This is a genomic window from Enterococcus sp. DIV0008, from assembly GCF_050542615.1.
GTDB lineage: Bacteria > Bacillota > Bacilli > Lactobacillales > Enterococcaceae > Enterococcus_D > Enterococcus_D innesii.
In genome coordinates, this window is the sequence record NZ_CP172937.1 from 1,395,338 (window position 1) to 1,407,326 (window position 11,989).

The following is an 11,989-nucleotide window of genomic DNA, read 5'->3' on the forward strand; positions in this document are numbered from 1 at the left end:
AGTCACTAGAGAACACCTGGAAATAGCAAAACAAGCTGAACCCTCATGAAATACAGCCAGTAAAACAGATTCATTGAAAACAGCTCTATGAATTGAGGAGACTACAATAAAAGGAAGTATCGTACATGAAGAACTATTCGGAAATTGCTTTGAACACGTTATTTGAGCGCTATGACTACTTATGCAAAGAAAAAATTTATCACGGAAAATGGTCCTATGACATCGGGGTTGTTTTACAAGGCGTGAAAGAAGCCTATGAACAGACTGGTGACAAACGCTATTTCGACTATATCCAAAACACGATGGATTTTTATATTGACGAAGACGGTCGTATCAAAAATTATCAGATGGATGCGATGAATATTGATTACATCAATAATGGCAAATGTTTATTCTTACTATACAAAGAAACAGGTGCTTCAAAATACAAGATCGCCTTGGACACGCTGTATCAACAATTACGGCAGATGCCAAGAACAAGCGAAGGCGGGTTCTGGCATAAAAAAATCTATCCATATCAAATGTGGTTAGATGGCTTATATATGGGGGCCCCATTTCTAACAGAATACGCACGGACATTTGAGAAAGAAGAAGCATTGGAAGATGTCATCAAGCAATTCACCTTATGCTTTACGCATACCCTAGATCCAAAAACGGGTCTTTTGTATCACGCGTGGGATGAACAAAAAGTCCAGCCGTGGGCACATCCTGAGACCGGTTGTTCAAAAAATTTCTGGGGACGGTCAATGGGATGGTTCATGATGGCTCTCGCAGATACGATGGTGCTATTAGGGAAGTCAGAGCAGAAGAATCCATTAGAAAACATGTTTGTCTCCTGTCTAGAAGCTCTTGCTAAAGTAAGAGATCCCCAGAAAAAAGTGTGGTATCAAGTCTTAGATAAAGGCAGTGAGCGTGGGAATTATTTAGAAGCATCCGCTTCTTCAATGATTTGTTACGCAACAGCGAAAGCAGTCAAAGCAGGGATCATCGATCAAAAATGGCAAGTGTTTGCCCAAGAAACCTATCAAGGATTGCTGGATGAGTTTGTCTTTTTAACAAAAGAAGGCTGGTTGAATTTGATCAGAAACTGTGAAGTTGCTGGTCTTGGTGGACCAGATAATCGGGATGGTACGTTTGTTTACTATATCAGTGAACCCGTTATCACGAATGATTTCAAAGGATACGGTGCCTTTTTACAAGCAAGTTTACTGCTGCAACCACTAACGGAGGAAGGAAGCAAGAAATGAATATCCAATTAACTACAGCTGATTTACAAGGAAAAGAAGGTCTGTTGACAGAAGCGATTCAAGAAAAAATTGATGAATTGCATCAACAAGGAGGAGGCAGAATCACTTTTTCTGCAGGACGCTATCCGACAGGTGCGCTCTTTTTAAAAAGTAACATTGAACTGCACCTACTATTGGGGGCGACCTTAGTATTTTCTGATGATCCCAAAGACTATCCCGTTGTCGTGTCTCGCTGGGAAGGGGTCAAACGGGAAGTTTATGCCTCTTGTTTATATGCCGAGAATGCGGAAAATATCGCTGTCACAGGACTAGGAATGCTTGATGGACAAGGGCAAAGATGGTGGAAAACCTTTCGAGAAAACCGTGAAGAGCTTGCTTATCCACGACCAAAATTAATCAGTTTTGACTCTTGCCAACAAATTACGTTGAAAGATATCCGTCTTGTCGATTCACCAAGTTGGACCGTCAATCCGATTCTTTGCCAAGATCTAACGATCGATAATCTTCGCATCAAAAATCCAGCGGATTCGCCAAATACGGATGGGATCGATCCTGAATCTTGTAAAAATGTCCGCATCAGTAACTGTCATATTGATGTTGGCGATGATTGCATCGCAATCAAATCAGGAACGGAGGACACTAAAGAACGGGTCGCCTGTGAGAATATCACGATCGTAAATTGCCATATGCTTCATGGGCATGGGGCAGTCGTTCTAGGTAGTGAGATGAGCGGCGATATTCGTAATGTCACCATCAGTAATTGTATTTTTCAAGATACCGATCGTGGGATTCGTTTGAAATCCCGTCGTGGACGTGGCGGAACGATCGAAGATATTCGAGTGAATAACATTGTGATGGATAATGTCATCTGTCCATTCACTTTAAATCTTTACTATTTCTGTGGACCGAAAGGCAAAGAGAAGTATGTTTGGGATAAAAATCCGTACCCGATCACCGAGGAAACCCCTCATTTCCGGAGAATTCATTTTGCAAATATCTCGGCTCGGAATGTCCATGCGGCTGCTGGATTTGTTTATGGCTTGGCTGAACAATTTATTTCAGATATCACTTTCCAAGATATTGCCATCTCTATGGCTGAACACCCAATTCCAGGAAAGCCTGCAATGATGACAGGTATCGAAGAGATGACAAAACAAGGCTTTTATATTGGCTGTGGACGGAATATTCAGTTTGATCGTATCAATTTGGAAGGCGTAACTGAAGCGTTCCATATCGAGAATAGTCGGGAAATCACCGTCACACAGTCATTTGAGAATCGTCAGCCTCTGGCATTTCAAGGAGATTTTTTGTGAGGGATCCTCAGTTACTTCAGCTGCTAGGTCCTGATATGAAAGTTGCACCACAAGTGGTTCAGCAAACAAAAGAGCAGGTGCAAAATTATACCTTGGAACATTTACTTCTACGATTAAATCAAGAAGAAGATGTCCCTGCATACTTTGTTTATCCTAGCTCTCAGCAACCTGTTCCACTCGTTTTGTTCAATCATTCTCATGGCGGTGACTTCACGCTAGGGAAAGAAGAACTGCGACAAAGTCCGTGTTATATGCAAAAAGAAAGCCTATTCGCTACATTTATGAAGTTGGGCGTCGCCGTTGGGGTAATCGATATGTGGGGCTTTGGCGAACGAAAAAATGGTGAAAATGATAGCTACAAGCGATTTCTCTTGCAAGGCAAAACGTTATGGGGGCAGCGAATCTATGACAATCAACAGTTTTTGACGTATCTTGCTTCCCGCAAAGAAGTGAAACATTCCGCTATCGCCACATTGGGACTTTCCATGGGCGGCTTGATGAGTTGGTGGTTGGCAGCGCTTGATGAACGGATATCAGTGGTGGTGGACATGGCAGCACAAGTGGACTATCAAGCATTGATCGAAGAGGACCGTCTAAGCAAACATGGGTTTTACTATTATGTTCCTAATGTGTTGAAAGACTTTACGACTGCGGCGATCCAAAAACAGATTGCACCACGCCCGCGTTTGAGTTTGGTTGGCAAAAAAGATCGTGGATGCCCCTCAAGCGGCGTCGCTCGTTTGGATCAACAGGTCGGGCAGCATTATGAAGCAATGGGCTACAAGGAGCATTGGCAGGCGCGCAGCTTGCCAGGTGGTCATGAAGAAACCAAGGAGATGAGAGCGCAGTGGATCGAATTTCTAAAACAGCACCTCCTATCAAGCTAAAGGTTAGTAAAGACCCGCAAAAGGGTGATTTTACGAGTATCCAAGCAGCTGTGCTGGCTGCTGAAGCCTTAAACGCACCTTGTGAGATCACGATCGCCTCTGGCGTGTACCAGGAACAGGTGAAAATCTATAAAAACCAGCTTACGTTGATCGCGGAACCCAACACGTTCTTATGCTACCACTTGGCTGCCGAGCAAACCGATGAGAATGGGCAAAAAAGAGGAACCTTTCAAACAGCGACGCTCTTTATCAATAGCCGAGAAGTCTTTGTAAAGAACCTGACCATCATCAATGACGCAGGGTATGGGCAAGCAGTCGGGCAAGCAGTTGCCGCCTATATCGAAGGGGATGACATACGCTTCGAACACTGTCATCTCGATGCTTTTCAAGATACCTTGTGCCTGGGACCATTGCCAAAATATACCAAAGAGGGCGAACCAATGATCAGTCCTTGGCGAAAAACAATCTTTGACCAACAACAGAGTTTGTTTTTGCATTGCAGGATCAGTGGAACAGTCGATTTTATTTTTGGCGGTGGTTCCGCCATCTTTGAAGAGTGTCGCTTGCATTGTAAAAATACACTACAAACGAACTACATTACTGCTGCCTCAACTAGCAAACAAGCAAGCGGGTTAACCTTCGATCGGTGTCGGGTGACAGGGGACAAAGTCTATTATTTAGGCCGTCCTTGGCGCAATGACGCCAAAGTCACCTTTTTATCCTGCTGCTTTGATCAACAGCTCGTCCCTTGCGGCTGGTCTGATTGGGGAAAAGCAGCAAGCCACCAAACGGTCGCGTTCACGGAGCGAATGTGTTGTTACCAAAGAAGTCTCCAACGTCCTGAATGGGTGACTATCGAAGGAGTGATAGAAAAATGAGCAAGGCAAAATGGTCTGGCTGGATCGGGATGGTTCTCGCTCTGGTGTTTATGGGCGGCTTTTCCTTGGTGATCAATCAAATGACTGTCCAGCAGTTCGAAGAGATCTTTCAACGTGCGTTTCCTACTGTACTGAAGCAAATGACGGCAGAAGCAGCATTGGCGCAATTTCAAACACTCGGTGCTTGGTTTGGCTTCACGCTGTTGGCACTCCTGATATTGGTTTCAGTGGCGACGATGCTTGTTCGCTATCGTAATTATCGAAAACAAGCGTGTGTTCTTTATTTTTTGACTGGTGTCGTGACATTGATTGGTAGTCAAATGATCGCTTTTCCGATTGCCTTTTGTTTCTTTTTAGCGGCGGGTTTTTGTTTTCTCCATCGTGATGACCGACACAAGAAAAAAACAACGGACACAGTCAGCAAACAAGGAGGGGTTGCATGAAGGCAATGATCAATAATCCGATTTTAAGAGGGTTTCATCCTGATCCGAGTATTTTAAAAGTCGAGGATACTTATTATTTAGCGGTTTCTTCTTTTGAGTGGTTACCAGGAATCCGGGTCTACTGTTCTCAAGATCTAGTCAATTGGTCCCATGAAACAGATATTCTGACCAATCAAGTGGATTTATTAGGCAACGCAGCAAATTGCAGCATTTGGGCACCGCAAATCAGTTACGCAAACGGACAATACTATTGTGTCTATACAAATGTTCGCAACACGACACGTCCCTTCAAAGACTGTCGAAACTATCTCATCACGGCTCCTACGATTCATGGGCCATGGAGTGAACCCATTTACTTAAATGGTAGTGGCTTTGATCCTTCCTTGTTTCATGATCAAGAGGGACGTATCTGGTTATTGAATGCGCTTTGGGATTATCGTAAGGATACACCAAATAAATCGGTAGGGATCGTGCTCCAGGAATACTCTGAAGCACAAGGCCGCTTGATCGGTAACAGAGTGCCAATTTTTTCTGGAACCCAGCTGGCGAAGACTGAAGCACCACATCTTTATTACCATAACGAGTTTTATTACTTACTGACGGCAGAAGGAGGAACGGGTGCAGGTCATGCGGTAACGGTTTGTCGTAGTAAGACCATCACTGGGCCTTATGAAGTAGACCCGCATTTTCCCATGATGCGTGCCTATCAGCGAAAAAATTCCCCCTTTCAATGTACAGGTCATGGCAGTTTGACGATTGCGCCATCAGGAGAATGGGTCATGAGCTATTTGATGACTCGGCCAGTAGCAGGGGCAGCGATCCTTGGACGAGAGACGGCACTCCAAACCGTCTATTGGGATCACGAAGGATGGCTGCGTCTTAGCAATGATGATACGATCCCAGATCAAACCATCAGGCTCGCTAGCGAGGTTCAGAAGCAAGAGACATCACCTGCTGTTTTTGTTGATGATTTTCAAGGATCGTTGCAAAAAGCATGGAACGGTAGACGATTGCTGCCCAATGAACAGTGGTGCAATCTGACTGAGCGACCAGGGTATTTGCGATTGATCGGTGGAGAATCGATGCAATCGAACTTTCATAAGCACTTATTAGCGATTCGCCAACAAGACTTTTGTTTTGAAGCTGAAACAGTGATGGAATATCAACCCCAATCGTTTAACCAGATGGCTGGATTGTCGCTTTTCTTAAACGAAGAAAACTATTTGTTTTTCTATGTGACCTATGATGAAGAAGCAGGCAAGGTCCTTCGGTTGCTGCGCTGTTGTGAAGGAGAATTTCACTTGTTCCCAGATAAATTGCCCCTCGCTGCTGCAAGTGAGCCAATCAGATTGAAAGTAGTCGGTTCTTATCTAGAAGCCCAATGGTTCTATCGGCAATCACAAACGTGGCATCCCTTTAAAAAGCAAAACATTCAGTTCTTGTCTGGTGGTTTTACGGGGAATTTCATAGGAATCAGTGCGCATGATTTAGATCACTTTGCCGGAAGCTATGCCGATTTTGAATATTTTACGTATCAAGGGAAAGATCAGCGCGATGATGGCTCCCTAAAAATAGAGAAAGAAGGTTAACAAATGAAAAAGTTGAAAGTTGCAAGTTTATTATTATGTGCCGGACTGTTTTTAGCAGGCTGCGGCGATGGCGGAGGTTCATCTGAAGGTACAGAAGGTGAAACAAAATCAAGCATTTCTTGGATGGCGATGTTGCATACCGCTTCGCCTCCGTCTGGGGATGTGACGCAAAAATTAGAAGAATATACAGGGATCGAGATCGATTTCACTTGGGTGCCGGACGCATCAAAAACAGAACGCTTGAATGCAGCATTAGCATCAAATTCTTTAGCAGATATCGTTAGTCTGACAGAAATCAATAACACGACCGTCCGGAGCTCGCTAGCGTCCGGGATGTTCTGGGATGTGGAACCGTATTTAGAAGAGTTTCCCAATTTGGCAGAAATTTCTGAGGATCGCTTAGAGTCCTCGCGGATCGATGGTCATATCTATGGTGTTCCGTTTTTAAAACCGATCGCTCGTTATGGCGTCCTTGTCAGAAAAGATTGGTTGGATAATTTAGGCTTGGACGTGCCATCGACATTAGAAGAATTAGCGGCTGTCGCTCAGGCCTTTACGGAAGGTGATCCAGATGGCAACGGTGTAGATGATACGGTTGGTTTCGTAGAGCGTGATGAGTCCTTTAACGTTGGTTTCCGTTCACTTTCTGGTTACTTTGGCGCAGACAATTGGTTTACGATCACGGATGATGATGAAGTGATGCCATCCTTTATGCAACCAGAATACAAAGAAGCAATGGAATGGTTCCGTAATATCTATGATAACGGCTGGATGAATTCTGATTTTGCGGTAATGGCGAAAAATGACCAGAAGAACTATATCGTTCAAGGTCGTGGTGGGATCGTATTGAGTGGTCTGCAAGAAGTACGTAACTACATTGATGATGCTGCTGGTACTGATGAAGAGCATATGGAATGGGTCTTGATCAATGATATCGTCCATGAAAATGTGGAACGTCGTATCCTTTCTGATACCAATGGTGGAATGGGCGGTTGGTTAGCCATTCCGAAAAACAATGTTGAAACCGAAGAAGACTTACGTGTTGTTTTGAAATTTATCAATGATTTGATGGACGAAGAGCCGTTTACCTTGATGACGCAAGGGATCGAAGGTGTTCATTATGAAATTGATGATGAGGGTGTTTATGTCCGTTTAGATGATACGAAGTGGCAACAAGAAGTACAACCATTTTCTTCGTCTCGTCCATCAGAATTAGTAACAGTTTTCCCTTCAAGCAACCCATATGTCAACTTAGCCAATGAAAAGATTCGCGAAAATGAAGAGTTTGCGGTGATCAATCCTGCACAATCGCTGACCTCTGAAACCTATGATCGTTCATGGTCAAGCTTGATTGAAGGAATCTCAGACGCTTACTACCAATATATGACTGGGGAAATCGAGATCGATGGGTTTGATACAGCAATCGAAACCTTCTTAAGAAATGGTGGACAGCAAATCATTGACGAGTTCACGGAAGACTATCGTTCACAACAATAAAGGTCACAAAAGGTTCTGATCATCTATTGAGAAGAAATAGATGAAGTGAGGAGCCGCTACTGCTGAATGATTTGAAGACCAAGACCAGTTGAAGTGATTCGCTGCTTGGTCTTCTTTTTGCTTCAAAAGCAGTGAAGAAAGGAGAAGCTATGTTTCAACTAACTGTTCGGGGGCATGACGTAAAGAATTATGGGTCCCCAGAAGAATTAGCGCAAAAAATTGCCGCTCAAAACATTCATAATATTCAATTTGCATTAAATAAATCCTTCCCGCAATGGGCAGAGCCAGAGCAATTAAGCCCTGGGTTAGGCCGCTTTTTCAAACGAGTTTTTGGTCAATCTCACGTTCAGGTCGCTTTATTAAGTTGTTATTGTAATCTGATCCATCCTGATCTGGAAGAACGGGAAGCGATTTTATCCAGATTCGAGACCTATCTCGCACATGCCAAATATTTTGATGCAGCTATGGTCGCAAGTGAAACTGGTTCGGTTTTGCCAAATATGGGGTATACCGAGGAAAATTTTAGTGACGTCGTTTTCGATGATTTGGTTCAGGTGATCAAGCGTTTGGTCCAAGTGGCTAAGAGACATCAAGTGATGCTAGGAATTGAAGCGGGCTTAAATCATCCACTCTCATCGATCGACCGAATCGAAGAATTGCTGGAACGGGTACCCTCTGACTATTTAGGGATCATCTTTGATCCAACCAATCTGATTACTGCGAAGAACTATCAAGAGCAAGTCGCTTTGACAAGGGAAGCTTTTTCCCGCTTTGGCGATGCCATCGTTTGCATGCACTTGAAAGACTATCAAGTAATCGATGGTAAAATCAAGGTAGTGCCATTGGGAGAAGGAATGATTGATTATCAACAACTATTGGCCATCACCGCTGAATACAAGCCATATTGTTATGTTGTGTTAGAAGGGACAACCGAAGAAGCGATGCAGCCGGCCATTTCACTGATTGAAGCAATACAAAACTAATTGGTTCTTCACTGCTTGCGACTGTTGAAGACACGATTTATGAAGCAACGAGCAGTCGATTGCTCCGTCGCTAAACAAGCAGATTTATTTACTTACTAAAAGTTAGTGCTATACTTAAAGTAACAAGTGAACTTAACTGTTTAGAAAAGAGGAAATAGCGATGACCATGAGTCAATCAACTTATCAAATCGATGCAACTGCCGCAATTGGTAAAGTCGTTTTAAAAGTAGCAAACATAGAAAAAATGAGCCAGTTTTATTCGGACGTTATCGGTCTGACTTTATTGGAACAAAGTGTAGATCACGCGCGATTAGGCGTGGGAGCGCAAGAGCTTTTAGTTCTAAAGAAGGTAAGCGATCCGTTGCCTTTGACACGGAAAACAGGCCTTTTCCATACGGCATTTCTTTTGCCTAGCCGCAAAGACCTAGGAAATATGCTGATTCATTATTTGGAGGCCAAAGCCCCCCTCGATGGTGCCAGCGACCATGGGTATAGTGAAGCGTTATACCTGACCGATCCAGAAGGAAACGGGATCGAAGTGTATCGTGACAAACCAAAGAGTGAATGGGATATTCGAGCAGACGGTGAGATCGTAGGCGTTACTGTCGAAATGGACGCACAAGGCGTGCTGGGAGCCGCTGACCGATCTCAAACGACCTTTCCAGTTGGCACTACGGTAGGGCATGTCCATTTGAAAGTGGCGGACTTGGCAAAAACAGAAGAATTCTACACAGAAGTTTTAGGCATGCGTTTGACTTCAGATTTTGGTAGCCAAGCAAAGTTTTTTGCTGCTGGTGCGTATCATCACCATATCGGATCGAATATTTGGATGGGAAGAAATGTTCCAGCTATGGAAGAAAAGGATCTAGGCTTAGCGTATTTTACGATCATTTTGCCAGCTTTGGCTTTTTCTACATTACGAAGTCATCTAAAGGCAAGTGGCGTTTCTTATGGGTTAGAAACAGACAGCCGCTTGCATTTGACTGATCCGAATGGGATCAATCTGATCATCGAAAGAAAGAATCAGCCTTAAGATGGAGGTTTTTTCATTCATGAAATGAGAGAATAACCTATAATCAAGTAAAAGGAGAGCAAGCATGAAAAAAAACGGGGCGGGACAATCACTATTTCTAGCATTATTGATCAGCATGGGCTTATTTTTCTTTGTCCAAGGGAAACAATTAATAGAAAGTGGGGCGTCTCCTGTGATTTTTATTGCTTTTTCGGCTTTTGCTGGAATTATCGGAGTTGGGGTCTATGGTCTTCAAGCAATAATGAAGCAGCATCGGCGCAAAACCATGGTACCAATCAAAACCAAAAAATAAAGAAACCGGCCAATCTTAAACAGGAAGATTGGTCGGTTTTTTGTTTACGCTAAGAAAAAATGGGAAGTTTTGTCTCGTCTTTTACATACTAATTGTCCATGTTTTCAATCGCAAATTCGATCTCATCAGGTAAGAAGCCGTTCCCTTCAAGATGAGCAGCCATATTTCTTTGGCGGATCCCTAACACCCGACGGGATTGATTGGCGCGTCCTAAAGCATGGCGATACCAATCTACATCGAGGGTTTCTAGTGCCCATTGTGTTTCCTCCGCAGTAAAACCTTCTATTTCTAACAGTTCTGCCATCTCTTGTTTTGAATAAAAGCGACGATTTCCTTGCGCTCTAACGAGGAAAAAGGCTTCCCGTTCTCGTTCTGTCGCATTGTTTTCGCGCTCATAGCGTGCTGCTACAGTCGGGGCGCGATGAAACCCTGCTAAAATCGTTTCCTCGGTCACTTCGTTATCAAACACGTAGGTTCTGAAGTGAAAACGATTGTCGTTTTCCAGTTCAAGCCATAGTGATTCAACCAGAAATAGATAGCCAGATGGAATCGTTTCATAAACAGCAGCGGCTATTTCGTTAAAATAAGCGGAAACGGCTTCGTAAGGAGTCATTATCTCGGGAACGATTTCCGTCGTTTGGCCATTAAACAAAGTGATTGCGGAAGGATAGGTCTCGCCAGCATTCGTAAATGTGAGAATCTCCACTGGCTCATGTTTTGTTGAAAAGACATTCATGGTCACACCGTTCGCCAAATCAATAGCGGTCTGCCACTCGATTTCTTGGTCTTCGCTTTGTTGGTGTAAGTGTTCAAGTGTATCAGGTGTCAAACCAAGCTTTTCTCGTGAATCTTCATTGATCGTTTCTTCATCGGCAAGTGGATTGTTTGCCCCAACTGTCACTAGTGCCAAATCCTCTTCGTATTCGTTGAATAATTCTTGCAATTTTGCTCGTCTACTGACGATGATCGGGCTTTCCTCATGGATGGCAAGTAAGGCTTCGATACGGCCATTGCGAGCGGTAACCCAACGCGGCATATCCAGATAGCGAGCTTCGATCGCTTCTTGAGCGAGTGCGATCATTGTTTCCGTGTTTTCAATGAATGCCGTCTTGTGTTTTGAGTTGCTATTGACCTGGTCTAGAAAGGCCAATTCTGCTTCTTTGCCTCGAATCATCAGTTCGAGATTTTCAATACTTAACTCATAAGTAAGAGTTTCTGCATGATAGGTATGTTCCCAACCGGCATCTAAAGCGGCACCAATGCGCTCAGAAAGTTCCTCAGGACTTGCTGAATTTCTCGCTCCGCATCCTGAAATCAGGCATAATAGCAGCAATAAGGGCAGCAAAACTTGTTTTTTCATTTTTCTCCTCCTCGTGAGTCTCTGGTAAACTTCACTTTTTTATTCGAATGAACACATCAAATCGAGACTTTTCTTGGTTATAAAAAATAGCAACAATATAAGGGGCAACATAAGGGCATCGCGATGCTCCTTTTTTTGTTAGTTTGTAATTATCCATGGTTGTCATCGCATAGTCGATTTGTTCTGCTGAAAAGACTTCTGAAGCCAATAAACGACGGATATTGGCATGAGGTAGATTCATCCTGAGACGGTAGCTGTTTGCTTTTTGCAACGCTTGTTCGTTCCAGTCGATAGTGAGGTGGTCCACTGCCCATTGCGCATCATCATGGGAAACGCCCTCAAATTCTAGTTGTCGTATCATGCGAGTACGGGAAGAGTCATCCGTCTAGTATAGGCTTTGGCACGGGCTATCCCTCGTCTTTGTTCTGAAGATTTCTTACTCTCGGTCTGAGTTTGTTCATTATTGT

General features: G+C 43.6%; 12 protein-coding genes. 10 read left to right on the forward strand and 2 right to left on the reverse strand.

Annotated elements, in window-relative coordinates:
* The first annotated feature begins 125 nt into the window (after positions 1-125).
* The 10 genes from IGI84_RS06685 (at position 126) to IGI84_RS06730 (ending at position 10,162) form a co-directional block, all read left to right on the forward strand.
* Positions 126-1,247, forward strand: a complete 1,122-nt coding sequence (locus tag IGI84_RS06685) for a glycoside hydrolase family 88/105 protein (protein ID WP_200125028.1) — start codon at positions 126-128, stop codon at positions 1,245-1,247.
* Positions 1,244-2,560: a glycoside hydrolase family 28 protein gene (locus IGI84_RS06690; RefSeq protein WP_200125026.1), complete on the forward strand. Its 1,317-nt coding sequence runs from the start codon at positions 1,244-1,246 to the stop codon at positions 2,558-2,560. The genes IGI84_RS06685 and IGI84_RS06690 overlap by 4 nt, the downstream gene beginning before the upstream one ends.
* Entirely contained in the window at positions 2,557-3,447 is an 891-nt protein-coding gene (locus IGI84_RS06695) for a dienelactone hydrolase family protein (protein WP_077453824.1), read from the forward strand. Before IGI84_RS06690 ends, IGI84_RS06695 begins: the two co-directional genes overlap by 4 nt.
* Positions 3,408-4,325, forward strand: coding sequence for a pectinesterase family protein (locus tag IGI84_RS06700; RefSeq protein ID WP_200125024.1), 918 nt, complete (start codon positions 3,408-3,410; stop codon positions 4,323-4,325). Before IGI84_RS06695 ends, IGI84_RS06700 begins: the two co-directional genes overlap by 40 nt.
* Positions 4,322-4,768 carry a DUF4064 domain-containing protein gene (locus IGI84_RS06705; protein ID WP_200125022.1) on the forward strand — a complete coding sequence of 149 codons (447 nt, stop codon included), beginning with the start codon at positions 4,322-4,324 and terminating at the stop codon, positions 4,766-4,768. Before IGI84_RS06700 ends, IGI84_RS06705 begins: the two co-directional genes overlap by 4 nt.
* Positions 4,765-6,357 carry a glycoside hydrolase family 43 protein gene (locus tag IGI84_RS06710; protein ID WP_200125021.1) on the forward strand — a complete coding sequence of 531 codons (1,593 nt, stop codon included), beginning with the start codon at positions 4,765-4,767 and terminating at the stop codon, positions 6,355-6,357. Before IGI84_RS06705 ends, IGI84_RS06710 begins: the two co-directional genes overlap by 4 nt.
* 3 nt (positions 6,358-6,360) lie before the next feature.
* On the forward strand, positions 6,361-7,854 hold the full coding sequence (locus tag IGI84_RS06715; protein WP_086292580.1) for an extracellular solute-binding protein: 1,494 nt from the start codon (positions 6,361-6,363) through the stop codon (positions 7,852-7,854).
* Between the two features lie 149 nt (positions 7,855-8,003).
* Complete coding sequence (locus IGI84_RS06720; protein WP_200125301.1) at positions 8,004-8,837, forward strand: sugar phosphate isomerase/epimerase family protein; 834 nt, start codon at positions 8,004-8,006, stop codon at positions 8,835-8,837.
* Positions 8,838-8,997: 160 nt separating this feature from the next.
* Positions 8,998-9,870 (forward strand): VOC family protein, encoded by an 873-nt coding sequence (locus IGI84_RS06725; protein ID WP_200125019.1) that lies wholly within the window; start codon positions 8,998-9,000, stop codon positions 9,868-9,870.
* 64 nt (positions 9,871-9,934) lie between these two features.
* Positions 9,935-10,162, forward strand: coding sequence for a hypothetical protein (locus IGI84_RS06730; RefSeq protein WP_086292574.1), 228 nt, complete (start codon positions 9,935-9,937; stop codon positions 10,160-10,162).
* 88 nt (positions 10,163-10,250) lie between these two features.
* On the opposite strand, the gene IGI84_RS06735 is transcribed toward IGI84_RS06730, so the two are convergent.
* Together IGI84_RS06735 and IGI84_RS06740 are read right to left on the reverse strand one after the other, a co-directional pair.
* Positions 10,251-11,522 carry a hypothetical protein gene (locus IGI84_RS06735; protein WP_430600933.1) on the reverse strand — a complete coding sequence of 424 codons (1,272 nt, stop codon included), beginning with the start codon at positions 11,520-11,522 and terminating at the stop codon, positions 10,251-10,253.
* A gap of 31 nt (positions 11,523-11,553) precedes the next feature.
* Positions 11,554-11,883: an Ltp family lipoprotein gene (locus tag IGI84_RS06740; protein WP_233618935.1), complete on the reverse strand. Its 330-nt coding sequence runs from the start codon at positions 11,881-11,883 to the stop codon at positions 11,554-11,556.
* Positions 11,884-11,989 lie beyond the last annotated feature (106 nt).

Bases quoted from the DNA above. Each gene is read 5' to 3' on its own strand.
- IGI84_RS06690 (WP_200125026.1), top strand. From the start codon at position 1,244: ATGAATATCCAATTAACTACAGCTGATTTACAAGGAAAAGAAGGTCTG.
- IGI84_RS06730 (WP_086292574.1), top strand. From the start codon at position 9,935: ATGAAAAAAAACGGGGCGGGACAATCACTATTTCTAGCATTATTGATC.
- IGI84_RS06725 (WP_200125019.1), top strand. From the start codon at position 8,998: ATGACCATGAGTCAATCAACTTATCAAATCGATGCAACTGCCGCAATT.
- IGI84_RS06735 (WP_430600933.1), bottom strand. From the start codon at position 11,522: ATGAAAAAACAAGTTTTGCTGCCCTTATTGCTGCTATTATGCCTGATT.
- IGI84_RS06685 (WP_200125028.1), top strand. From the start codon at position 126: ATGAAGAACTATTCGGAAATTGCTTTGAACACGTTATTTGAGCGCTAT.
- IGI84_RS06740 (WP_233618935.1), bottom strand. From the start codon at position 11,883: ATGATACGACAACTAGAATTTGAGGGCGTTTCCCATGATGATGCGCAA.
- IGI84_RS06705 (WP_200125022.1), top strand. From the start codon at position 4,322: ATGAGCAAGGCAAAATGGTCTGGCTGGATCGGGATGGTTCTCGCTCTG.
- IGI84_RS06720 (WP_200125301.1), top strand. From the start codon at position 8,004: ATGTTTCAACTAACTGTTCGGGGGCATGACGTAAAGAATTATGGGTCC.
- IGI84_RS06710 (WP_200125021.1), top strand. From the start codon at position 4,765: ATGAAGGCAATGATCAATAATCCGATTTTAAGAGGGTTTCATCCTGAT.
- IGI84_RS06715 (WP_086292580.1), top strand. From the start codon at position 6,361: ATGAAAAAGTTGAAAGTTGCAAGTTTATTATTATGTGCCGGACTGTTT.